The sequence below is a fragment of the Psychrobacter sp. JCM 18902 genome, assembly GCF_904846615.1.
Lineage (GTDB): Bacteria > Pseudomonadota > Gammaproteobacteria > Pseudomonadales > Moraxellaceae > Psychrobacter.
The window spans coordinates 1,861,864-1,885,378 of sequence record NZ_CAJHBK010000001.1 but is presented as its reverse complement, the minus strand read 5'-3'; the positions used below and the strand labels follow the sequence as shown (position 1 = coordinate 1,885,378).

19 protein-coding genes and 1 pseudogene are annotated in these 23,515 nt (G+C 42.8%); 9 read left to right on the top strand and 11 right to left on the bottom strand.

All coding sequences use genetic code 11. From position 1 onward, the window contains the following. Positions 1 to 341: 341 nt before the first annotated feature. The 3 genes from JMY05_RS07685 (at position 342) to JMY05_RS07675 (ending at position 3,352) form a co-directional block, all read left to right on the top strand. Entirely contained in the window at positions 342 to 1,448 is a 1,107-nt protein-coding gene (locus JMY05_RS07685) for an AI-2E family transporter (RefSeq protein WP_045444540.1), read from the top strand. A 335-nt stretch (positions 1,449 to 1,783) separates the two neighbouring features. Then, positions 1,784 to 2,587, top strand: coding sequence for a DnaA regulatory inactivator Hda (gene hda, locus JMY05_RS07680; RefSeq protein WP_060491634.1), 804 nt, complete (start codon positions 1,784 to 1,786; stop codon positions 2,585 to 2,587). A gap of 75 nt (positions 2,588 to 2,662) precedes the next feature. Beyond that, positions 2,663 to 3,352 (top strand): DUF2057 family protein, encoded by a 690-nt coding sequence (locus JMY05_RS07675; protein ID WP_045444546.1) that lies wholly within the window; start codon positions 2,663 to 2,665, stop codon positions 3,350 to 3,352. A gap of 267 nt (positions 3,353 to 3,619) precedes the next feature. On the opposite strand, the gene JMY05_RS07670 is transcribed toward JMY05_RS07675, so the two are convergent. Together JMY05_RS07670 and JMY05_RS07665 are read right to left on the bottom strand one after the other, a co-directional pair. Then, positions 3,620 to 4,096, bottom strand: a complete 477-nt coding sequence (locus tag JMY05_RS07670) for a Dps family protein (protein ID WP_045444549.1) — start codon at positions 4,094 to 4,096, stop codon at positions 3,620 to 3,622. Positions 4,097 to 4,486: 390 nt separating this feature from the next. Beyond that, the gene (locus JMY05_RS07665; RefSeq protein ID WP_201614718.1) at positions 4,487 to 5,146 is read right to left on the bottom strand and encodes a YcxB family protein; all 660 of its coding nucleotides are present in this window, start codon (positions 5,144 to 5,146) and stop codon (positions 4,487 to 4,489) included. 433 nt (positions 5,147 to 5,579) lie between these two features. On the opposite strand from JMY05_RS07665, the gene serS reads away from it, so the two are divergent. The 6 genes and pseudogenes from serS to JMY05_RS13855 all read left to right on the top strand — a co-directional run. Further along, positions 5,580 to 6,866 (top strand): serine--tRNA ligase, encoded by a 1,287-nt coding sequence (gene serS, locus JMY05_RS07660; protein WP_045444551.1) that lies wholly within the window; start codon positions 5,580 to 5,582, stop codon positions 6,864 to 6,866. A gap of 256 nt (positions 6,867 to 7,122) precedes the next feature. Then, the gene (gene tkt / locus JMY05_RS07655; protein WP_201614716.1) at positions 7,123 to 9,120 is read left to right on the top strand and encodes a transketolase; all 1,998 of its coding nucleotides are present in this window, start codon (positions 7,123 to 7,125) and stop codon (positions 9,118 to 9,120) included. A gap of 370 nt (positions 9,121 to 9,490) precedes the next feature. Continuing rightward, complete coding sequence (locus JMY05_RS07650) at positions 9,491 to 10,333, top strand: hypothetical protein (RefSeq protein ID WP_045444554.1); 843 nt, start codon at positions 9,491 to 9,493, stop codon at positions 10,331 to 10,333. A 521-nt stretch (positions 10,334 to 10,854) separates the two neighbouring features. Next, positions 10,855 to 11,379: a nuclease-related domain-containing protein gene (locus JMY05_RS13865; RefSeq protein WP_227678136.1), complete on the top strand. Its 525-nt coding sequence runs from the start codon at positions 10,855 to 10,857 to the stop codon at positions 11,377 to 11,379. A gap of 168 nt (positions 11,380 to 11,547) precedes the next feature. Further along, positions 11,548 to 11,760, top strand: coding sequence for a hypothetical protein (locus JMY05_RS13860; RefSeq protein WP_227678135.1), 213 nt, complete (start codon positions 11,548 to 11,550; stop codon positions 11,758 to 11,760). Between the two features lie 18 nt (positions 11,761 to 11,778). Continuing rightward, positions 11,779 to 11,889, top strand: a pseudogene (locus JMY05_RS13855) (DNA topoisomerase I); the annotation flags it as partial. A 27-nt stretch (positions 11,890 to 11,916) separates the two neighbouring features. Here JMY05_RS13855 and JMY05_RS07640 read toward each other — a convergent pair. The 9 genes from JMY05_RS07640 to JMY05_RS07600 form a co-directional block, all read right to left on the bottom strand. Then, entirely contained in the window at positions 11,917 to 12,888 is a 972-nt protein-coding gene (locus JMY05_RS07640) for a peptide ABC transporter ATP-binding protein (protein WP_045444559.1), read from the bottom strand. Continuing rightward, entirely contained in the window at positions 12,885 to 13,967 is a 1,083-nt protein-coding gene (locus JMY05_RS07635) for an ABC transporter ATP-binding protein (protein ID WP_201614714.1), read from the bottom strand. The genes JMY05_RS07640 and JMY05_RS07635 overlap by 4 nt, the downstream gene beginning before the upstream one ends. A 1-nt stretch (position 13,968) precedes the next feature. Beyond that, entirely contained in the window at positions 13,969 to 14,883 is a 915-nt protein-coding gene (locus tag JMY05_RS07630) for an ABC transporter permease (protein WP_087814459.1), read from the bottom strand. A 142-nt stretch (positions 14,884 to 15,025) separates the two neighbouring features. Then, positions 15,026 to 16,042 (bottom strand): ABC transporter permease, encoded by a 1,017-nt coding sequence (locus tag JMY05_RS07625; protein ID WP_045453107.1) that lies wholly within the window; start codon positions 16,040 to 16,042, stop codon positions 15,026 to 15,028. Positions 16,043 to 16,237: 195 nt separating this feature from the next. Beyond that, a complete protein-coding gene (locus JMY05_RS07620) occupies positions 16,238 to 17,878 on the bottom strand; it encodes an ABC transporter substrate-binding protein (protein ID WP_045444565.1) in 1,641 nt (546 codons plus the stop codon). 457 nt (positions 17,879 to 18,335) lie between these two features. Next, positions 18,336 to 19,979: a GMC family oxidoreductase gene (locus JMY05_RS07615; protein WP_201614712.1), complete on the bottom strand. Its 1,644-nt coding sequence runs from the start codon at positions 19,977 to 19,979 to the stop codon at positions 18,336 to 18,338. Positions 19,980 to 20,175: 196 nt separating this feature from the next. Beyond that, entirely contained in the window at positions 20,176 to 20,502 is a 327-nt protein-coding gene (locus tag JMY05_RS07610) for a DUF779 domain-containing protein (protein ID WP_045444568.1), read from the bottom strand. 206 nt (positions 20,503 to 20,708) lie between these two features. After that, positions 20,709 to 21,737 carry an alcohol dehydrogenase AdhP gene (adhP, locus tag JMY05_RS07605; protein WP_201614710.1) on the bottom strand — a complete coding sequence of 343 codons (1,029 nt, stop codon included), beginning with the start codon at positions 21,735 to 21,737 and terminating at the stop codon, positions 20,709 to 20,711. Positions 21,738 to 21,834: 97 nt separating this feature from the next. Further along, complete coding sequence (locus tag JMY05_RS07600) at positions 21,835 to 23,361, bottom strand: aldehyde dehydrogenase family protein (protein ID WP_045444571.1); 1,527 nt, start codon at positions 23,359 to 23,361, stop codon at positions 21,835 to 21,837. Between the last annotated feature and the right edge of the window lie 154 nt (positions 23,362 to 23,515).

The following is a 23,515-nucleotide window of genomic DNA, read 5'->3' as shown; positions in this document are numbered from 1 at the left end:
GGTCATCTCACAAATTTTATAGGGAATGAAGGTCTGTCAGTAGAAAATCGAGTTGGTCGTGTTAATTCTGAATATAGTGCGCGCATTATACCCAAAAATGACCCTTACTCGCAAAGCAACTTGCGGATATTTGGCGGATATTTCACGAAGACTGACTTTAAGTGGTAAATAAAAAGTGAAGAAACAAAAAATGACGGATTTTTTGCTGTACTCTGCGATAATGGAACGCTAAATTTATTGTCGATAACAGTTCGCTATTACGCCGTTGTTGTACGATAAGACGTATCATTTCTTTCAATTATACTCCCATCTTAAATCAGCCTATCATAGGATTCCTTGTCATGATGAACCAACCAATAGATCCTTTTTTTCGGCGCTTATTTATTGTCGTTGCGATGGTGGTGGGTATATTGTTACTGTATTTGATGATGCCAGTCATTATACCGTTTGTCTTTGCTTTCGTACTGGCTTACTTGTTCAATCCGCTGGTCAAACGCTTATCGAAGTATATCAAACGCTGGGTGGCGATTATCATTGTCTACTCCACCATCACTTTAGGAATGGTGCTACTGCTATGGTGGTTGATACCGACCTTGTGGCATCAGTTGCAAGCGGCGTGGGAGTACCTGCCTAAGGTCTTAACTTGGTATAATGAAGTCGTACGTGAATGGTTCGTTAACAACAGTCGTATCAATCTGCCAGAGTTGGAGTCTAAAGGGTTTTCTGAGACATTGGTTGAATACATGCAGACCAATTATAAGTTTGAAGATGCCAGTACCATGATGAACCAAATATTGGTGTCGAGCATGAACTTCATCAATAATGCAGGACTCATTGTGCTAGTACCGATTCTTACCTTTTATTTCTTATTTAATTGGGATCAGCGTCTGCAAACATGGAAGCTGGCGATTCCCGCTGCGTATAGTAAAAAAGTCATTCAGATTGCTCGAGAGTGTGACCTTGCATTGATGGCATTTATCAAAGGTCAGCTATTGGTGATGGTATTATTGGGTGCTATTTATGCGGTGCAATTACAGCTTATTGGGCTTGAGCTTGGGCTTATTATTGGTATGGTTGCCGGTATTGCTAGCTTTGTTCCTTATTTGGGTTTTGGCATTGGTTTTATCGCTGCCATTATCGCCTGCCTGTTCCAGTTTGGGCTAAATTGGACGTATTTGTCGCTGATCGTCGGAGCGTTTTTAGTTGGGCAAGCCGCCGAAGGTTATATTCTACAGCCGTTACTATTGGGTGATAAGATAGGTCTATCGCCGCTTTGGGTGATTTTTGCCGTATTGGCAGGCGCAAGCTTATTGGGTTTTGTTGGTATGCTCATCGCACTGCCAGTGTCTGCCGTGCTTAATGTACTGTTTCGCCATTTATACATCTACTATCGTTCGACAGATTTTTATAAAGGTCGTAAGCAATTGGCTTTGTTTGAGAAGAGATAATAACTTTATCGTTAAATTGATAGAGCCATGGGGAATTAATAGTAAATGGTGTGAGGGATAAACAGTGATGGATAAGGCTTAATAGGTAAAAGACTTGTCAGTCATTTTGCAAATATGTTATATATAGGCGCAGTATTGACAGTATCAGCCGTTATCCAGTTGGTCGTTAACAAGATGGCTTTTATTAAGTAAGTAATTCTCAGATATACTCTCGATTAAAACAACGAGATGCTAACGCAGTAAGTTTATATCAGGTAGTATAAGAGCATCTCAAAGACAGTTATTAATAATTTATCTTTTTATTTATTGCATTACGCAAAACGAGTTGATGATTCATGGCAGAAGCACAGCTAAGTCTCAATCTGGACATTAAGCATGATGCAAGTCTAAGTGACTTCGCCGGTCCTGGTTGGATGTCGATTATTGATGCAGTGCGGCAACTACATGTCGGCCTGATTGGTCAGCTGTACCTATTTGGCAGTCCTGCTACGGGCAAGTCGCACTTATTGTCTGCTATCTGTGAGTCATTTATTGAGATGGACAAGTCAGCGATTTGTTTGTCACTCAATGAGTTGATTCATACCGATGTGCACGTCCTCTCCTCTCTAGAAAACTTCGATCTAATCGCGATCGATGATTTAGAGGTGCTGGAGCAAAGCAGTCAATGGCAAGAAGCCTTATTTCATTTGATTAATCGCAGTCGTGAAGGCCAGCGTCAATTGTTGTTTGCAGCCAATAAGCCTGCTGGTGATTTGCCCTTTCAATTGAGGGATTTGCTGACTCGTTTGGCACAAGCACCTACGTTTAAAGTACCTAATGGTCATGACTTAGCTGACCGTCAGGCGTTATTACAATCTATCTTGCGTCGACGTGGTTGGCAGTTTGATGATCGAATTATTGATTATTTGCTTACTGAGGGACCACATCGCATCGGTGCGATGATGGAAGTACTCAATTATATTCAGCCGATGTTTTCGAACCTTGGGCGTAGCAATATATCCAAAGCAGTCATCACTGACGCATTGCGTACCATTGATGAGCAGACACTAGCAGCAGAGCTTGCTGATATTGCGCAAGAGACACAAGTAGATAACGATTCAGCGGAACAAGATCAACATACGATGCCACTGGATTTTTAGCATTCAAAACTAAAGTCTTTTATCCAAAGCGCTTTTACTATTGCCAAAACGTTTTCACTATTAATGGAATCACTTATGAAATCCAATGCTTCTTTGCTAAAAAAACTGACCATCAGCACGTTGCTTATTGGTGCAGGCTCTGTCTCTATGCTGTCGCATGCTGAAGTAACGCTACTGGTTGATGACCATATCAAAGTCACGGCTATTAATGGGCAAGAAGTGCAGCAGAGCGCTTTTCAACCATTGACTAAAAAGTTTACGCTTCAGCCGGGTCAACATGCGATTACTGCGAAGTATGATCGCTTATATGATTTGCGCCGTGATGAGCATGATTATTTACGTTCGGGTAATGTGAGCGTGACGGCAGAATTGGCTGACAATCAAACCTATCGTCTGACCATGCCGAATCAGCCAGAAGAGTATGCAGCAGCTAAAGAATATGCCAAGCGTCCAATACTGGCAGTAGAGAAAAACAATACTGTGGTTGCAAGTCAGCAAGGTATCGCTGGTAACCAAGGTGGCTTGTTGTCAGGCTTAGGCAAGGCGTTCGGCGGTGTGTTTGGCGGAGCAGGTGATGCAGAGCTACAGAATCAGCGTGCGATTGCCGCATTAGATCAACCAAATGTGAATACGGGTACGGTAGCGACTACTAAGCAAACCACTAGCGTTAATTCATCTGCTAATACCTTAGATCAATTTATGCAAATTTGGTTACAAGCCACGCCTGCTGAGCGCGAAAAAATGCGTCAATGGATGCAAAAATAAGGTTTCATTAGCAACAGCAAGCACAAAAAAAGCACCTAAAGTAGGTGCTTTTTTATGATCTAGATTTTAGGGAGTGTCCTCAATTCAATCAATTACTCTCTAAATGGGCTAAAAATGGCTAAATTTTGTTAAACATCGTCAAATAGCTTATCAATATCTCGATATTAACAGCGCTATCTTCCTTGTTTAACGGCAATTTATCTCATTTTTATCACCATTTTTAAAATGAGGACACGCCCTAGTGATGTACTGTTTCATTAGTAATGATTAACCCAAAAAGGCGTTATACATCCAGATGAGCTTTTCTTGCTCTTGTACATAGGCATCTACGAGGTCAGCTGTTCCTTGATCTTCACTGTCTGCTGCTAGAGTAGATACTTTACGCTGCTCTGTAATTAAAGCTTGTAAACCAGTTACCACACCTTTCACACAAGCATTGCCATCTTTGACGTTTTTATCTTCTTGAATGCTAGTATGCTGAGTAAAATCGCTATAAGCATGCAGCGGTGTGCCGCCCAAAGTTAAGATACGTTCAGCGATTTCATCAATTTGTAACTGTAGCGCAGTATACAATTCTTCAAATTTTGGATGCAAGGTGAAAAAATGCTCACCTTTTACATTCCAGTGATAGCCACGGACGTTTAAATAAAAGACGTGGTAAGTTGACAATAAATTGTTTAGTTGTGCAATGACTTCGCTCATGTCAGCTTTTTCTAGACCGATTTGATTAGTAGCGTTACTCATAATATTATCCTTATAGTTTGAGTGTTGAGATAAAACATTAAATGAAGAAGATGAGAAGTGTAGCAACTCGTGTGCTGCATTACTATGCTTGTTAATATATTAACGCTTTTCAGCCTTGAAAAGTAACAATCTTAGAAAATAGTATGATAAAACTGCCATATAGAATGGAGTCAGCTTAAGCTAAAATCATAACTATACATTCATATAATTTAGAGCAATTGTCACCTTTCTTCTGATAGCTATTATAATAGCAGAGCACCATCGATAAGTTAATTTCAATAAATTTATAATTACGATTGATTTTGTAAAAATTATTTTTTATTAATCATTTCTTTATTGATCACTTCTTTATCGCTCATATAGTAAGCAATAAAGAAGTCTTCTACTATTTTATGCTGGCGGCTGTAAGTTTTCAGGGTTTAAGCCTTTAATGGGGATAACTTCTTGCAAATGCTGACGTACCGTATCGATCGGAAACTTCTGTGCTTCTAAGCGCTTTGGCACAATTTGGCTGCCTTGTTGACCTTTCATCTCAAACATCATAAAGATATAGTCGTCCGTTTCATCCCAGCTTTTGACAGCTGACCATGGAATGACGGCTTGCTGGGTCGTGCCTGCTCGCATTTGCATGCCGCGCATTTGGTTGTTATTAAATGTGTCAGGCTGGTTCACTGGCATCGCCATGACGAGGCCATGCTTTTGTACGCCCAATTTCATCTGACGCATCTCGTCTGGCATTTCTTGATCGGCCACTTGCTTGTCAAACTCTCTTTTCACATACCATTTAAAGCCAAGGGTACGAACCAGTAAATAAATCATTACTGACACCAGCATCAGCCAAAAGATAATGGTTGAGTAGCCTGTCACAAAAACCAACCCTGCGATCGCTAGTACCACGGTTACCGCCATAATGATCCATTCTTTCATTTTGATACTTTTTAGACCGAAAGAAGGGCTGGCACTGGCAAATAGCTCGTATTGTGCTTGGTGAAATTCTGCCTCAGTTAGGTTTAAGGCGACAGGTTGTAGCGTATAGGGGTACAAGGCCATAAAGGTTTCTCAAATACTTGTATTGAAAGTGTTGGGTTTAAATCGACAAAACGTAGCAGCTACGTCGTACTTGGCTAGAAGTCGAATAAAAGGTATGCGCTTATCTTACCGAAAAGCACCTCTAAATGAAACATATAAGCCGCTCTGTTCGTTGATAGAGGTGATATTAATGGTTTTAATAAGGATGGGCGAGGCTTATTGAGGTAAGCTGAACTTTGAGAGATGCATTTAAAGCAAATATAACTGGCTACGGATAATGAAAGTAATAAATGAAAATTCAATCAGCAGCGGTCAAAACATGGTCAAATCTGCTGTGTCTTGGTATTATAGCGGCTATCACTTATTTTGATAAAATCAGCACCTTTGAAAACAGTATCTTTAAAAATAACACTTTCGAACCTCTTCCTCACTTCTAGCGTTACAGGCAACTATTATGATTGATCCAAAACTCTTACGCGGCGATTTAAGCGATTTACAACAGCAGTTGGCCACTCGTGGTTATGCACTTGACATAGATTTTTGGCAAACGGTTGAGTCAGAACGTAAATCTTTGCAGATCAAAACCGAAGAGTTGCAGTCGAGCCGTAATGCGGGTGCTAAGCAAGTGGGTGCTTTGAAAAAATCAGGCGAAGATGCCAGTGAGCTATTGGCTGAGATGCAGAATGTCAGTGGTGAGATTAAAACAGCCGAAGACGAGCTGCGCACTCTACAAGAGCGTATCAACAAAGCTGCTATGCAAATTCCAAATATTCCAGCAGCTGATGTGCCAGTGGGTACGTCAGAAGAGGATAACGTAGAAGTGCGCAAGTGGGGCACGCCTCGTACGTTTGATTTTGAAATTCAAGATCACACTTATATTGGCGAGACACTTGGTATGCTCGACTTTGAAGCCGCGACCAAGCTGACTGGCAGCCGCTTTAATGTACTAAAAGGACAGTTGGCACAAATGCATCGCGCCCTGATTCAATTTATGCTCAATACCCATACCATGAAGTACGGCTATCTTGAAACGTACGTGCCTTATATTGTGAATTCAGACAGCCTAAAAGGTACGGGGCAGTTGCCTAAGTTTGAAGATGATTTGTTTAAGCTCAAAAATCATACAAACAATGAAGACATGGATTTTTATCTTATCCCTACTGCCGAAGTGCCAATGACCAACTTGGTACGTGGCGAGCGTTTGGATATTAGCGAGCTGCCACTTAAGTTTACCGCGCATACGCCTTGTTTCCGTAGTGAGGCAGGCTCACATGGCCGTGATACTCGTGGTTTGATCCGTCAGCATCAGTTTGAAAAAGTTGAGATGGTCAATATTGCTACCGCTGAGCAATCTGATGATTTATTAGAAGCAATGACTGGACAAGCCGAATATATCTTGCAGCAGTTGAACCTACCATACCGCACCGTTCAGTTATGTACGGGTGATATGGGCTTTGCAGCACAAAAGACCTATGACATCGAAGTATGGTTACCGAGCCAAGATACCTATCGTGAAATCTCAAGCTGCTCTAACTGCGGTGATTTCCAAGCGCGCCGTATGGGAACACGTGTCAAAGATGGCAAACAAACCAGCTTGGCACACACGCTAAATGGTTCAGGCTTGGCAGTGGGTCGTACACTATTGGCAGTGATGGAAAATCATCAAAACGCTGACGGTAGTATCACGATTCCAGAAGTATTGCGTCCGTTTATGGGCGGTGCTGAGACGATTTCAGTTTAATATCTATATTGCTTGTACTAGCTGTGAGTTACTAAGATGACTCACAGCTTTTTAATATAGGGTAGTTTGATAAAACTGATATGAATAATTATTAAACACAAACGATTCTGTCATACCATTTCTTGGCTAGCCTCATAGCAAATATGTTAATATTACACTTTGATTTTATAGTCTATAACTTAGGGACGCATTTGGCGTCCTTATGCTTATACTCCTTTGAGTAAACTCTCCTCTTAGCCCAATACTAGGACACTCTATGCCAGCTCCAATTAGCGAACGTAAATTAGCCAATGCCATCCGTGTACTGTCGTTTGATGCGGTTCAAAAAGCCAACTCTGGACATCCAGGCGCGCCAATGGGTATGGCCGATATTGCCGAAGTTTTGTGGCGCAAGTTTTTGAAGCACAACCCAACCGATCCACAGTGGCACAACCGTGATCGCTTTGTCTTATCGAACGGTCATGGCTCAATGCTTATTTACTCATTGCTGCATTTATCTGGTTATGATGTCAGCGTTGATGATCTGAAAGGTTTCCGTCAGCTGCATTCAAAAACTCCAGGCCATCCTGAGCTTGGCTACACACCAGGTATTGAAACGACTACCGGTCCATTAGGACAGGGTATTGCTAATGCCGTTGGTTTTGCGATCGCTGAAAAAACTTTAGCGGCACAGTTCAATCGTGACGGTCATAACGTCGTAGACCATAATACCTATGCGTTCTTAGGCGATGGTTGCTTGATGGAAGGTATCAGTCATGAAGTGTGCTCACTGGCTGGCACGTTAGGTCTTGGTAAGCTGGTCTTCTTCTATGATGACAATGGCATCTCTATCGATGGTAATGTCGAAGGCTGGTTCACTGATGATACTGAGGCGCGATTTGAGTCATACGGCTGGCAAGTTATCAAGGTCGATGGTCATGATGCCGATGCTATTACTCAAGCAACTGAACAAGCGCTTAAAGAGACTGCCAAACCAAGTCTTTTGATTTGCAAAACTACTATCGGTGCTGGTAGCCCGAACAAACAGGGTCTTGCAGCCAGTCATGGTGCGCCACTAGGTGATGACGAAATCGCTCTGACTCGTGATGCGTTATCTTGGAAACATGCCCCGTTTGAATTAGATGATGAAATCTATGAAGCATGGGATGCTAAAGCCAAAGGTGACGTCCAACAGAAGAACTGGGATGCTGATTTTGACGCGTATAAAAAAGCCTATCCTGAACTGGCAGCTGAGTTATTACGCCGTCTAAATGGTGATTTGCCTGCTGACTTTGATAGCCAAGCACAAGCTTATATTCAGCAAACGCAAGAAGTGGGCGGCGATGTTGCTAGCCGTAAAGCCAGTCAAAACGCCATCAATACCTTACAGCCATTATTACCAGAATTGCTAGGTGGTTCAGCAGATCTAGCTGGCTCAAACCTAACATTATTCAAAGGCGCTAAAGGCATCGAAAAAGACGCTGACGGCAACTATATCTATTATGGCGTACGTGAGTTCGGCATGACCGCGATTGCCAACGGTATTGCATTGCATGGCGGTTTTATCCCTTACGTCGCAACGTTCCTGATGTTTATGGAGTACGCACGTAACGCGGTACGCATGGGCGCATTGATGAAGCAGCGCGTCATCCATGTCTATACGCATGACTCTATCGGTCTGGGTGAAGATGGCCCAACGCATCAGCCAGTTGAGCAATTGACTAGCCTACGTACCACGCCAAATCTACGCACATGGCGTCCGTGTGATGCGACTGAATCTGCTAGTGCTTGGGTAGAAGCAATCAAATCAGAAAACAATCCATCAGCATTGATCTTTAGCCGTCAGAGCTTGCCACATCAAGCACGCGATAATGAGCAAGTAGCCAACATCACCAAAGGTGGTTATGTATTGGCGAAAGAACAAAGCGAGCTACAAGCCATCATCATCGCGACTGGTTCAGAAGTCGGCCTAGCGATGGAAGCGTATGAAGCGTTGAGCGCAAATGGTGTTGGCGTCCGTGTAGTCTCTATGCCATGTGCTGAGATCTTCGTAGAGCAAGATGCTAGCTATCGTGAAGCCGTATTGCCTGCCAATATCCGTGCACGCGTCGCAGTCGAAGCGGCGCATGTAGATTACTGGTATAAGTTCGTTGGTCTAGACGGCAAAGTCATCGGTATGACCACTTATGGCGAATCTGCTCCTGCAAGTGACTTGTACAAAGAGTTTGGTATTACGACTGACGCTGTGGTTGAAGCAGTAAATAGTTTGGTGTAATAAACCTAACTTAGTTAGCGTTTAAATAAAAAAAGAGCTACTAGAGAAATCTAGTGGCTTTTTTTTGTATTGTTTGAGCTTCTCTTTGTGTTTCTAACTCATGATTTTTGGAGGGTAGGAGCTCACTATTTGGATGAATATGACACGACAGTAGATGACGTAAATATGAGTTACTTCATACTACATCGGTAAGTCTTCTGCTACTCTATATACCATTAAGTATATAACTAGCTATTGTCGAAGAGTCGATGAACTGCTCTGTACATAATCTATTATATGTATGCTCTTAGAACTTATGTGGTTTTAATTACAAGTCTGTTATTATAAATGATTGTATCAAAACATAAGTTTATTATTTAAAGGGTAAAGTATGATTGTAAATTTCTCAACACTTCAGGTATTGATTGATGGAAGCTTAGTTAAGGATGCGGATTTAGAAGTACTATTTGATAATTCAGAGCAAAGCTATCAAGATAAAGATACTTATTATTTATTTGATGAAATTAGAAAACTAACAGATGATGTATATTGGTTTTATGCAAAAATTGGTTGTACAACTCCTTACTCAGAAGATGTTGTTGATACTAAAACTTACGAAAGTATGAAGAATCCTAGAGAGATAGATTTATTAGAGCCTAATAAGCAATTGTTTTGCTTCTATGATAATAGAACTAAGCTTCTATTCATAAATAATTTGAATTTAAAGGGCAAGGTAGAAAGCTTTTTTCAAAGAAAGCTAGATTATTTAGAAAAACAAAGTACCGTAAGTATAAGTAATGTTTTTTCAAACCCAGATAGGTTCATTGAAACAATAGCATTAGTTAATCAAGTTAAGTTTAAGTACAGAGAAGATTTATTCAATACTATAACTTTAGGAGCTTTTGATATGCTTCCTCAACCTAAAGAGTTATTAGGCTTAGCACCTAGTAATGACATGGAATATGAGTTAAGTATAAAAATGAAAGAGGCTAATGTAACAAAAGATTTTTTAGAGAAATTTAAAAAATTAGTGGGAATGCGTAAGGATGGTTTATTTAGGGATTTAGTATGCATAGGAAAAGATAAGAATCACTTAGATACTATTTTTAGATTAGATAGTATGACGAAGAAGATAGATGTAAGTGTAAATCAAGATAAGAAGACTAAACTCTTTGATCCTAGTGATATAACTAAAGAGTTCTTGAAAAAACTTGAAAGAACGGATTGTTTATGAGGAAAATACACATTTACATAGGATTAATAATATTTCTTTGTACATTTGCTGTTAGTTATATCTTTGCGTTACCTATTACTAATTATACAGCGCAAAATCTTATTACAGCTTTCGCTATATTTTTTGGTTTTTATCTTACTACTATTAGTACCTTATTTGGTTCAAAGTACATGAGTAGATTAAAAAGTACTAATATGGTTGTAAGTAAGTATACGGACGACGTTGTTGTATATAAATATTTTTTAGTATCAGGGAGTTGGTCTCTTTTTTCAATAGTTTCTATTTTGATACTTAGTTTTGTATCTAGATTGAATTCTTATAGTGAAATCATTATCTTAGAAAGTTCTAGTATTACGGCTTTATTTAGTTCTATAGTAATAGCTATTTCTTCAGTAAATATGTTGTTTGTTTTTATTGTATTTAGAATGTTATTAGGAGGTCTGTTGCATGAAAATTATGAGGATCCTTAAATTTTATATGCGAAGCGTACTTTCTGATTACTTGAAAATATAAGAGCAACCATGTCCCTAAAATCCAGCTTTAAAGGTTTCCTAGGTGAAACTGTGATCAATGTAGCCATGTGGTTAAAACTAGAAAAAAATGTCTATCATCGCTTAAACGGTATCACCTTGCCAAAAGCCAATGGTGGCAGTACCCAAATCGATCATATTATCGTCTCTGTATACGGCATCTTTGTCATCGAAACCAAGAATTATAAAGGCTGGATATATGGTAGCGAAAAGCAAAAGCAGTGGACACAAGCTTTCCCGAATGGAAGTAAATTCAAATTCCAAAATCCATTGCGTCAAAACTACTTGCACATTAAGACGCTCGCAGATTTATTGGGCTTGGAGCTGAGCTACTTCCATTCGATGATTGCTTTCATCGGTGAGTGTGAGCTGAAAACCCGTGATGAGTTGCCCGAACACGTATTAACAGGTGGGATGGTCTCTTATGTGAAGAAGAAACAAGATGAGATGCTGACTGAAGACGAGGTCAAGTCTATCGTTGAGCAGATTAATAGCAACAGATTTAGCAAATCTTGACGCACCAATAGAGAGCATAAAGCCTATCTAAAAGACAAGCATAGCCAGTTTAATCAGCAGCCTAGCGGTAACGCTACTGATAAAACAATTGCTAAAACTGCCAGTAAGCCTACACTCGAGCCGGTAATAAAAGAAACTGCTAAACGAGCCACGCTGAAAAGCCGAGAAGTGCTGCGATGGTCTGGTCAAACTGAGATTGAATCTAGCGAGTTACCAACTGACAGCCTGAATACTCAGCAGACAGTCACTTCGTATAACAGTATTTCACATGATATTGCCGATAAAGTATTTCTTACACCGTTTGAGGTTGTAGAGCTTGAATTAGCAACGAGTTCCTCTGCGACAGGTGAGGCGATAGACCATACAGCTTATTTGATTTAAACACCAACCTGCCCGAGATGTAACGGTGAGATGATCAAGCGAGTAGCAAAAAAAGGCCTGAATCAAGGTCAGGCCTTTTTTGGTTGTAGCAAATTTCCTAGGTGTTGGGGCGTGGTGAGTATTGATTAATCGTTAACCATCTTAACCTTAGTCACCTTATCCATATATTTCTTCCAAACGTAAACAAGCCACCAATCGACCGTCCCACTCTCGCAGTTGCGGCTCTACTTCGCTGCATTGCTGTTTGGCATAGGGGCAGCGTTTATGTAGGGCGCAGCCACTTGGTGGATTTAGTGGACTTGGTAGCTCACCTTGTAGGGTCAAATCATTTTTATGGCCATTTACCGTTGGTGCAGCAGCCAGTAGCGCGATGGTATAGGGATGTTTTGGCGCGTTGTAAATCGCTTCTTTGGGACCGTGCTCAACAGCTTGACCTAAATACATCACCATCACATCATCAGCGACGTGGCGCACGACGGATAAATTATGTGAGATAAAGACGTAAGCGGTGCGATATTCATCCTGTAAGTCCATAAATAGATTTAAGACTTGCGCTTGGATTGATACATCAAGGGCGGAAGTTGGCTCATCAGCGACGACGATTTTCGGATTGAGCATCATCGCGCGGGCGAGGGCAATACGTTGACGCTGACCACCAGAAAACATATGCGGATAACGACCAGCATGTTCAGGTCGTAGACCGACATGTCTCATCATCTCGTTGATTTTGTCGCGCTTTTCTTCTTTGGACAATTTGGTATGGATATCCAATGGTTCCGTCAACTGATAGCCGATAGTATGGCGCGGGTTGAGGCTACCATAAGGGTTTTGGAAGACCATTTGAATTTCAGTACGCAACTCTTTGAGTGCTTTTCTACTATAGCCAGTGGTGCCTTCATCATTGATAAATAGCTCACCATGTGTAGGCGCTTCGATCAATGTCAACTGGCGGGCAAGGGTAGATTTTCCGCAGCCTGATTCACCGACGACGGCCAGTGTCTTGCCAGCTTCAAGCTCGAATGAGATACCATTGAGCGCTTTCACGTACGCTTTTGCTTTGCCCAGACCTTGTGATACTGGGTAGTGCTTGTGTAGATTGTCTGCTTTTAGGACCACTTTATTACTCATACTTGTGACTCCAATGTAGCAGCGTGAGAGGTGGATAGATGAGAAGGTGCGCTCGGTAATTCTGGATGAATACAGCGCACTTTGCCATTAGGAGTATCTAAAATGGGCGGTGGAACCTCACAAGCGGCTTCTTTATACGGACAACGAGGAGACAATAAGCAACCACTCGGGCGATCGTATTGGCTGGGTACGACACCGGGTAAGCTGTTCAGACGGTCTTGACCGATAGCCAGCTCTGGAATGGCTTGCAGCAAGGCCTCCGTATAAGGGTGAGCAGGCTTTTGAAAAATCTCCGGCACGGTACTGGTTTCGACCACTTGTCCGGCATACATGACCGCGACATCACGCGAGTTTTGCGCGACCAAACCCAAGTCGTGGGTAATCAGTATCATCGCCATTTGTTTTTCGCGTTGCAATCGGCTTAGCAAGTCCATGATTTGCGCTTGTACTGTGACATCGAGCGCGGTGGTAGGTTCATCGGCGATGAGTAGTTTGGGCTCACAAGCAATTGCCATCGCAATCATAACTCGTTGACTCATACCGCCTGATAGCTGATGCGGATAAACCTTGAGTCGATTTTTGGCATCGGGCATCTCGACCAGCTCTAACAGCTCTAGGATACGCGCCTGTACGGCTGAGCCACGCAAGCCTAGATGCTTACGTAATACTTCGCCCAGTTGCATCTCAACCGTGAAGCTTGGATTTAGACAAGACATGGCATTTTGAAAGATCATTGAGATGTCTTTGCCAATGATGCCGCGTTTTTCTTTGGCTGACATACTGAGCATGTCTTTATCATCGAACATAACGCGCTTGGAACGGACAGTTGCAGAGGGTGGTAGTAGCCCCATCAGTGCCATCATCGTAACTGACTTACCCGATCCAGATTCACCCACGACTGCGATGACTTCGCCTTGTGTAATCTTTAACGACACATCATCGACTGCACGAAAAGCGCGCACCCCTTGCCCGAAAGTCACTGAAAGATTTTCAATATCTAACAACAATGGTGATTCTTTTTTTGATGCGCCATTCATAGAAGTGTGAGTGGTAGGCGTTTTAATTAATGGTTCAGTCATCTTAGGTCACCTGCTTTAATTTGGGATCTAGCGCATCGCGTAGGCCATCACCAGTCAAGTTAATCGACAATGCGGCTAAGAAAATAGCGACACCGGGCCAAATCGCTAGCCAAACATTACTTTGAATATATTGACGCGCCGTACCAAGCATTGCACCCCATTCAGCATCGGGTGGCTGAACACCAAAGCCTAAGAAACCAATTGCACCTGCTTCTAAAATAGCAGACGAGAAAATCATCGTCGCCTGCACGATGAGCGGTGCCATACAGTTGGGCAAAATGGTGATAAATAACAATCTAAGCACACCAGCGCCCATCACTTGCGAAGCGATAAAATACTCACGCTGTAGCTCTACCATTGCAGTAGCACGAGTCAGCCGAATAAAAGGTGGCGTACAGACCAAGGCGATGGTAATAATCGTATTGGTCATAGAAGGGCCTAGGATGGCGGCGATAATGATCGCCAATAGCAAGCTCGGATAAGACATCAAAATATCATTGACCAGCATGACCGCTTTGCCCCAAACCTTGGGCCAAAATGCAGCACTAAGTCCTAATGAAACACCGACTAACATGGCAAGAGTCGTCGCGCTCAGACCGATAAATAGAGAATAACGCGCGCCATACATCACCCGAGACAAGGTGTCTCGTCCAGCATCATCCGTGCCCAGCCAAAACATGGTATTGCCGCCATCCAGAAAGGCAGGCGGCAACTGCTCTTGACCAGTAAATAACTCGTAAGGGTCATGGGGCGCAATGGCAGGCGCAAGGATGGCAATAATGACCATCAATGCCAGCACAATAAAACCAAGCACCGCACCTTTATTTCGGCAAAACGTCGATAAAAATAGCTGCCAAGATGACGGCGGTGTGGCGGCCATAAGATTGACATCAGAGGGAAGAACAGAAGGCTTCATGAGCAGTTCCTATAGTGGCTAGCGCGTTACAAGTATGTAGAGTTCCATTTCTAGCAAGCATTTAAAATGTGCTAAAACTCACTCAAGACCATACAAACACCAATAACCACTATTTATAATATGAGTATTTATCAATGTTAAATTAAGAAGTATGTCGAATACGTGGATTGATCAGACCATACAAAATATCAATAAATAAACTAACCAAAATCAGGGCGGTGGCGACCAATAAAATACCGTTTTGCACAATAGGATAATCACGAGTGAAAAACCCATCGAGCAGCCAATTACCAACACCTGGCCAACTAAAGATAGTCTCAGTGATAATAGCCCCCGCGAGCAAGGTCGCCATCTGTAAGCCAATTACAGTCACCACAGTGATTAAGGCATTACGCATGACGTGTACCAATATCACGCGGCGCGGCGATAGGCCTTTGGCACGCGCTGTACGCACGTAATCTTCATCCAGTACTTCTAGCATCGCCGAGCGCGTCATCCGTGCAATCATGGCAAGCGGAATAGTCGATAAGGCAATAGACGGTAGGATAAAGTGTTTGACCACATCCCAAAATGCGCCAGGTTCTCCTGATGTTAAAGAGCCAAGTAGCCATGATCCATATAAAGGTTTGACGTCTAAAAACTGCGCGACAGATATGACACCAGCGACGGGCAATAGGCCGAGATAATGGGCGAATATACCAGTCAGGATAGGCCCCAATAAATAGATGGGCATAGAATAGCCAGCCAGCGCTCCTGACATTAGAGTGTAGTCAATCCATGTACCACGTCGTAGCGCGGCAAAGATACCTAAGCTCACACCGACAACACTGGCAATGACAATGGCACACAAAGCCAGCTCTAAGGTTGGTACAAAATGAGCAAAGAAATCTTGTAATACCGGAGTACGAGTACGAAAGGATTGACCAAAATCACCGGTCAATATTCCGGTTAAGTAATCCCAATATTGGACAATGAGTGGTTTGTCTAAGCCAAGTCTTTCTAACGCGCGAGCATGTAGCTCTGGATCGACCATACGCTCACCCATCATAATCTCGACGGCATCTCCAGGGACGAGCCGAATTAGGGTGAATGTCGATAGCGTTAAGCCAAGATAGACAGGAATTAGAATGGCAATGCGACGCAAAATATAAAGTAGCATGGGCTGCTCAATTCAATAGTTGTGGTTCAATCGTTTTAGATCGATGAGTAGAATGTTGGCAGAGATGAGAGAGTCGGTGACAAAATGCTTAATAAGGCGCTTAACTCATATAAATACGGCTGGAGCAGAGTGTCTGACCCAGCCGAATATAAATTAAACAATCATGCATGTCTTACCGGACGTCATCAGCTCAGGTTATTCAACCTTTACACCATCGAAGCGTATTGAGCCAAGCGGACTAATTTTATAATCGACGACGTTTGGTGCGGTGAATACCGTGACCACCGAATGCGCCATTGTCGTCCAAGGCAATTGCTCTTTGAATATCTGCTGAGCTTGTACATAGTCGTTGACGCGCTCATCTTGATTGGTAATCTGACGGGCGTTAGTCACCAAAGTGTCAAAGTCTTTATTACACCAGCGTGAGTAGTTATTGCCACCGACCGCATCACAAGATAGTAGCGTACCAAGCCAGTTATCAGGATCCCCATTGTCACCAGTCCAGCCCGCTAGAATGACATCAGGCTCACCTTTAGCAGCGCGGTTTAGATACTCGCCCCATTCATACGTCACAAGCTTGGTATCGACACCAATTTTTGCCCAATCTGCTTGTAGCATTTCAGCCATGAGTTTGGCATTAGGATTGTATGGGCGTTGAACGGGCATATACCATAGATTAATCGCAAGTTTGTCCGCGCCTGCTTCTTTTATAAGGGACTTGGCCTTTTCCACATCATAAGGTGCATCTTTGATAGATTTGTCGTAACCCCATTGTGTGGGCGGCATAGGATTGGTGGCTTTTAATCCTTCGCTTTGATAAACCGCATTGATAATAGCGTCTTTATTAATGGCCATATCTAGTGCTTGGCGAACTTTAAGGTCGCTAAGCTTCGGTTTTTCAACGTTATAGCCGACATAACCGACGTTAAAGCCGGGTTGATCGAGAACGGTGGCCTTACCAGATTTTTTAACAGAGTCAATTTCGGCAGGTTTTGGATAAGCGGACACATGACATTCGCCTGCTTGCACTTTTTGCGCACGAACCGCCGAATCTTTGGTGATAACAAACACGAGATTATCGATATGAATATCGTCTTTGTTCCAGTAGTCTGGATTTTTGGTATAACGAATTTGCGCGTCTTTTTGATAAGAAGTAAAGACGAAAGGTCCTGTACCCACAGGTTTGGTGTTGATATCAGCAGCATTACCAGAAGCCATTAACTTTTCTGCATACTCAGCAGAATCGATATAAGCGAAGGGCATCGCTAGGTTCTGTAAAAATGGCGCGTTGGTCTCGCTGAGCGTGATTTTGACGGTAGAGTCATCAACCTTTTCGATATTGGAGATAATATCAGGTAACCCCATACCGACCGAATAGGGGAACTCAGCAGGATAGGCTTTATTAAATTCAAAGTCTGGATTGGTGATACGCTCCAGGGTAAAGACAATGTCATCTGCGTTGAAATCACGGGTTGGGGTAAAGTAATCGGTCTTACCATATTTAACCCCTCTACGTAGGTTAAAGGTATAAGTCTTGCCGTCTTCACTAATATCCCAGCTTTCGGCTAAGGCTGGCTGAATCTCAGTACCATCTCTTTTGAATTCCACTAAGCCGTTGTAGATGGGAAAGGCGCTCGCATCAAAATCTGTACCTGCAGTGTATTGTGCTGGATCGAATCCAGCCGGACTACCTTCTGAGCAATAAAGTAAGGTTTTGGCTGCTTTAGCATCTGAGCTGGCAGCAGATTCATCGGTGGTTTTGTTGTCGCCGCTACAGGCACTGATGCCTAGAATAACTGTCGCCAACATCGTCAGTTTGAAGAGTGATTTTTGCATTATTACATCCTATGTAATGATAAATAGTCGCCAATATATTTATAAGATCGTTTTTGACCCATAAATATAATGAGCGTGCTTTTAATTCCCTTTAAAGCAATTATTTATATCGCGTTTCTAATATGCAAAATAAAAAATATTTCAGGTTATATTAACCATTATTCAGATTTGCAAAAAATACCGATATAAATAAGTAGTTTAAATATACTCTGTTCAACAGTGGTAATGCAAGACATCCGTAAGCTAATTTGATAGGAAACGTTCTGTTTTACTATCTTTATTGCCGAATTTGTTAGAGTCTCTCCTTATTTTAGAAATGCTGATAAAAATAACCACGAAAAAATATGGGTTAAACTTTTATATAATTCGCTTATTTTCATTTTATTGAATATAAAGTTTTAATATATAAGCTTCTTAAATAAAAATACTAATTATAAGACGCATATCTTCCCATGTTTTATGGCGTGATTCGTTCGATATGACCGTGATTTGCTTTAATAAGGTCTGCGAGTTTTTCAGCAATCATAATCGTTGGCGCATTGGTATTACCGCTGATTAAAGTCGGCATGATTGAGGCATCGATGACCCTTAATCCATTTACACCGCGTACTTTTAATTGCAAATCGACGACTGAATTGCTGTCTGAGCCCATACGGCAAGTGCCGACAGGATGATAAATGGTATCTGACTTGTTGCGGATATAGCCGAGCATACCGTCTTTTTCGATATAGGGGGCAGGGTAGTCTTCAGTAATATATTTGGCGATGGGTGATTCTTGCATGATGGCGCGCGTACGCTCCGCGCCTGCAATCATATATTCCACATCTTTTGGGTGCGAGAGGTAGTTTGGATCAATCAATACCGCGTCTGAGGGGTCGGCGGAGTCCAGTCTGACCGTACCGCGGCTTTCAGGGCGTAGGTAGCAACTGTGACAAGAGACCGCAAAGCCACGTCTGAGATCACGACCGTGCTCAATCACGCGGGATATCACAAAGTGCAGTTGGGTATTTGGCCACTCTTTTGGATCATCACCGACACTAAAGAACGCGCCCGCTTCAGCATAGTTGGTAGACAAGAGGCCTGTACCATTTTTTCTCCACTGCCGAATACTTTTGGTCAATGTCGAAATCGTCGCCATACCAATACCGATGACGTCAGTGGTATTGACCTCGTAATCAAAAACGACGTCCAAGTGATCTTGTAGATTACCACCAACATCGGGCGCATCTACCACGACGTCGATGCCATGTGATTGTAGATGCTCAGCAGGTCCAATACCTGACAACATCAGGACTTTGGGTGAGCCAAAAGTGCCCCCAGATAATATCACTTCATGACGCGCCATCACCGCATGCTCGACGCCATCTTTTTCATAAGCGACACCAACGGCTTGTTTGTCTTCAAAAATGACGCGGTTGGCTTGGGCGTGGGTGATGACGGTCAGATTTGATCGGTTTTGTACTGGATGTAGATAAGCGGCCGCCGCAGAGCAGCGTTGACCTTGTTTTTCGCCATGAAAATGGGTGACTTGATATAGCCCTGTACCGTCTTGCTTTTCGCCATTAAAATCTTGATTATGATCTAAACCATTAGTAATGGCGGCTTCTACGAAAGCTTTGGAGATATCACGTGGACTCAGTAAGTTGCTGACATGCAGCGGACCACTATCACCATGCAGCTTGCAGCTACCATGAATATTGTTTTCTGCTTTGATAAAGTAGGGCAGTACATCATCAAATCCCCAGCCAGTACAGCCTTGTTCTACCCAACGTTCATAATCGAGCGCACTACCACGCGTATAAATCATGGCATTGATAGCAGATGAGCCACCCAAGCATTGACCACGTGGTTGGAAGCCACGACGGTTGTTCAGATGCGCTTGCGGCGTAGTTTGAAAGCACCAATTATTCAGTTTCAGCGGCTTGCCTGGCACCATCAAAATCAGTCCGGCAGGGACACGGACAGCAAGGTCTTTGCCTTCACCGCCATATTCTAATAAGCAGACACTAATGTCTGGGTTTTCTGTTAATCGGCTAGCAAGTACGCAGCCAGCTGAACCACCACCCACGATGACGTAATCAAATTTTTTATCAAATTCCATTTTACATTCCTTCTAGCATCCATGCTGAGTAAAACGTGCTCGTTAAAACGCGTTTATTGAAATAGGGTACGCATTACAGTATCTATTATTTTGCTGGAATAATAAAATAAAAATGACTAAGGGGTACTTATCAATCAATATATGGCATGGCAAAACAATACTAGGACGTGAAACCGCTGGTATAGGCTATTTAAACTTATATAGCACATATCTCTGAACGTACGATAAAGCGCTTACCTTCAGGTATCTCAAGCGAAAAACTGGCTCCGCGTCCATCGACCACATCTATCGTTAGATCGGTATGTTGCCAGAGCTTATACTGAGCTTTACCCATATAAAATGGACAGCCAACCAGCTCGCCGATGAGTACGTCTTGTCCGCCTACTTTAAATTCGCCCAATGGATAACACATGGGTGAACTGCCATCGCAGCAGCCGCCTGATTGATGAAACATCAGCTCACCGTGCTTAGATTTTAGTAAGTCGATTAATGCTTTGCAGGACTCTGTCGCTGTGACGTTCATAATGATTTCCTTATCGTTAGACCCGAACGGATATCTTTCATAATCATACTGAATAGAAAATAAAGGGTCGCATCATATTCACTCACATGATTTATCATATGTGGTTGAAAACGATACGACCCTTTACTAATGATTACTCTAGCCAGTCATTGAGACGGTATTACGAGTCTCAAAATATCATAAAGCATGTGGCTACGTAATGGTTGCTACAGACTATAGTCAATGACAATGCGACCTTCGATTTTGCCATCACGCATACGATCAAAGATATCATTGATATTTTCTAGTGGCTCAGCGGCAACGGTGGCTTTTACTTTGCCTGCTGCTGCCATGTCTAACGACTCTTGCAAGTCGAGACGCGTACCAACGATTGAGCCACGAATGGTAATACCGTTTAAAACAGTATCAAAAATGGATACTGGGAATTCGCCCGTTGGTAGACCATTACAGACCAAAGTACCACCGCGTCGTAACATGCCTAGTGCTTGATCAAAGGCTTTTGAAGATACTGCTGTCACGAGCGCACCGTGAGCACCGCCGATTTCTTTTTGTAGATATTCAGCAGGGTCAGTATTTTTCGCATTGACAGTGACTTTGGCACCCAGTTTTTTAGCGAATGCCAGTTTTTCATCATCAATATCAACAGCAGCAACGTTCAATCCCATCGCAATGGCATATTGAACTGCCATATGACCGAGTCCGCCAATACCTGAAACAACAACCCAATCGCCTGGCTTAGTGTCGGTCATTTTAAGACCTTTATAGACCGTGACACCTGCACATAACACTGGTGCAATTTCAATAGAGTCAACGCTTTCAGGAATGATACCGACATAGTTGGCATCTGCTAGCACGTATTCTGCAAAGCTGCCGTTTACCGAGTAACCAGAGTTTTGTTGGCTTTCGCATAAGGTTTCCCAACCACCTAAGCAATGGGTACAGTGGCCACAAGCAGAGTAGAGCCAAGGGATACCGACTCGGTCGCCTTCTTTGACATGGTGGACATTTTCACCAACGGCGGTGATAAGACCAACGCCTTCGTGACCTGGGATAAACGGTGGGCTAGGTTTCACTGGCCAATCGCCCTCAATGGCATGCAAATCGGTATGACAGACACCTGATGCCTGCATTTTTACAACGATTTGACCAGCACCTGCGGTTGGAATATCTACTTCTTCAATTTCTAAGGGTTGTCCGAATTCATGCAGCACGGCCGCTTTCATTTTATTACTCACGTTGTAACTCCTTGTCATCGTTCTTTACATTAAGATGCTCGGCGAGCATCGAGGTCGCACTTTACAGTTTTGCCATAAAGTGCTTTGAAAAACAGAATTAAAAGAAGCCCATCGCTTTAGGACTATAAGATACCAGCATGTTTTTGGTTTGCTGATAATGATCAAGCATCATCAGATGGTTTTCGCGACCGATACCAGACTGCTTATAACCGCCAAACGCTGAATGCGCAGGATAGAGGTGATAGCAATTTGTCCAAACGCGACCCGCTTTAATGCCACGACCGAAACGATAAGCACGAGTACCATTACGCGTCCAGACGCCAGCACCAAGACCATATAAAGTGTCATTGGCTAGCGCCATCGCTTCTTCATCGTCTTTGAAAGTAGTGACGGCTAGCACAGGACCAAAGATTTCTTCTTGGAACACGCGCATATCATTGGTGCCTTCAAAGATGGTTGGCTGCACATAATATCCGTTTGCCATATCGCCATCATGTTTGGCGAGCTCACCACCAACTAAGACTTTAGCACCTTCCTTTTTACCGATATCAAGATAAGATAGGATTTTTTCTAACTGATCTGAGCTGGCCTGAGCACCAATCATGGTATCGGTATCGAGCGGATTACCCATTTTGATGGCTTTAACGCGAGCGATACAGCGTTTCATAAACTCATCATAAATGCTTTCGTGCACGAGCGCACGTGATGGGCAAGTACAGACTTCGCCTTGGTTCAGCGCAAACATCACCAAGCCTTCGACGGCTTTATCTAAGAAGTCATCGTCTTCATCCATGATATCGGCAAAGAAGATGTTTGGACTTTTGCCACCTAGCTCTAAAGTCACTGGAATAATATTTTCACTGGCGTATTGCATAATTAAGCGACCAGTGGTGGTCTCACCAGTAAAGGAAACTTTATCGATACGTGGGTTAGAAGCGATTGGCTTACCAGCTTCTACACCGAAGCCGTTAATAACGTTTAATACACCTTTAGGTAAAATATCCGCCGCGCCTATTAAGTCAAGCATGTATAAAATAGAAGCAGGGGTTTGCTCAGCAGGCTTGAGGACGACACAGTTACCCGCTGCAAGCGCTGGAGCAATTTTCCAGATCGCCATTAGAATAGGGAAGTTCCAAGGAATGATTTGACCGACAACGCCTAAAGGTTCATGAAAATGATAGGCAACGGTATCTTCATCAATTTGGCTAATGCCACCTTCTTGCGCGCGTATAACGCCAGCGAAGTAACGCAAATGGTCCATTGCTATTGGAATATCAGCAGCGAGGGTTTCACGTACCGGTTTACCGTTTTCATAGCTTTCAGCGATAGCGATTGCCTCTAAATTGGCTTCGATACCGTCGGCAAGTTTGAGCAACATATTAGAGCGTTCAGTGACACTCGTTTTGCCCCAAGCGTCTTTGGCAGCATGAGCGGCATCTAGTGCAGCTTCAACATCTGCTTCTTTTGAGCGTGCGACCTGACAGAATACTTTACCGTCGATTGGACTTGAGTTGTCAAAGTATTCGCCATCGATTGGCGCGACCCACTCACCATTGATAAAGTTATCATATTTTTTGCGGAATTGGACGGGACTATTTTCAGTATTGGGATAGGCGTATAACATTAACGACTCCTTGTTGTGTATTATGGCTAGTTAAGAACAAACGACTTAAGCATAAATATTTGGCCATCCTGACCAAGCTATGACCCTATCGTACTGAGCTTTAGCGATGAGCGATAATGACTTTTTATAATGATATATTTCGTATCGTATAACT

Excerpts from the sequence above, each read along its gene's own strand:
- JMY05_RS07635 (WP_201614714.1), bottom strand. The coding sequence starts at position 13,967 with ATGACTGAACCATTAATTAAAACGCCTACCACTCACACTTCTATGAAT.
- JMY05_RS07620 (WP_045444565.1), bottom strand. The coding sequence starts at position 17,878 with ATGCAAAAATCACTCTTCAAACTGACGATGTTGGCGACAGTTATTCTA.
- JMY05_RS07640 (WP_045444559.1), bottom strand. The coding sequence starts at position 12,888 with ATGAGTAATAAAGTGGTCCTAAAAGCAGACAATCTACACAAGCACTAC.
- JMY05_RS07685 (WP_045444540.1), top strand. The coding sequence starts at position 342 with ATGATGAACCAACCAATAGATCCTTTTTTTCGGCGCTTATTTATTGTC.
- JMY05_RS07610 (WP_045444568.1), bottom strand. The coding sequence starts at position 20,502 with ATGAACGTCACAGCGACAGAGTCCTGCAAAGCATTAATCGACTTACTA.
- JMY05_RS07630 (WP_087814459.1), bottom strand. The coding sequence starts at position 14,883 with ATGAAGCCTTCTGTTCTTCCCTCTGATGTCAATCTTATGGCCGCCACA.
- JMY05_RS07650 (WP_045444554.1), top strand. The coding sequence starts at position 9,491 with ATGATTGTAAATTTCTCAACACTTCAGGTATTGATTGATGGAAGCTTA.
- tkt (WP_201614716.1), top strand. The coding sequence starts at position 7,123 with ATGCCAGCTCCAATTAGCGAACGTAAATTAGCCAATGCCATCCGTGTA.
- JMY05_RS07675 (WP_045444546.1), top strand. The coding sequence starts at position 2,663 with ATGAAATCCAATGCTTCTTTGCTAAAAAAACTGACCATCAGCACGTTG.
- JMY05_RS07625 (WP_045453107.1), bottom strand. The coding sequence starts at position 16,042 with ATGCTACTTTATATTTTGCGTCGCATTGCCATTCTAATTCCTGTCTAT.
- serS (WP_045444551.1), top strand. The coding sequence starts at position 5,580 with ATGATTGATCCAAAACTCTTACGCGGCGATTTAAGCGATTTACAACAG.
- JMY05_RS07615 (WP_201614712.1), bottom strand. The coding sequence starts at position 19,979 with ATGGAATTTGATAAAAAATTTGATTACGTCATCGTGGGTGGTGGTTCA.
- JMY05_RS07670 (WP_045444549.1), bottom strand. The coding sequence starts at position 4,096 with ATGAGTAACGCTACTAATCAAATCGGTCTAGAAAAAGCTGACATGAGC.
- hda (WP_060491634.1), top strand. The coding sequence starts at position 1,784 with ATGGCAGAAGCACAGCTAAGTCTCAATCTGGACATTAAGCATGATGCA.
- JMY05_RS13865 (WP_227678136.1), top strand. The coding sequence starts at position 10,855 with ATGTCCCTAAAATCCAGCTTTAAAGGTTTCCTAGGTGAAACTGTGATC.
- JMY05_RS07600 (WP_045444571.1), bottom strand. The coding sequence starts at position 23,361 with ATGTTATACGCCTATCCCAATACTGAAAATAGTCCCGTCCAATTCCGC.
- JMY05_RS07665 (WP_201614718.1), bottom strand. The coding sequence starts at position 5,146 with ATGGCCTTGTACCCCTATACGCTACAACCTGTCGCCTTAAACCTAACT.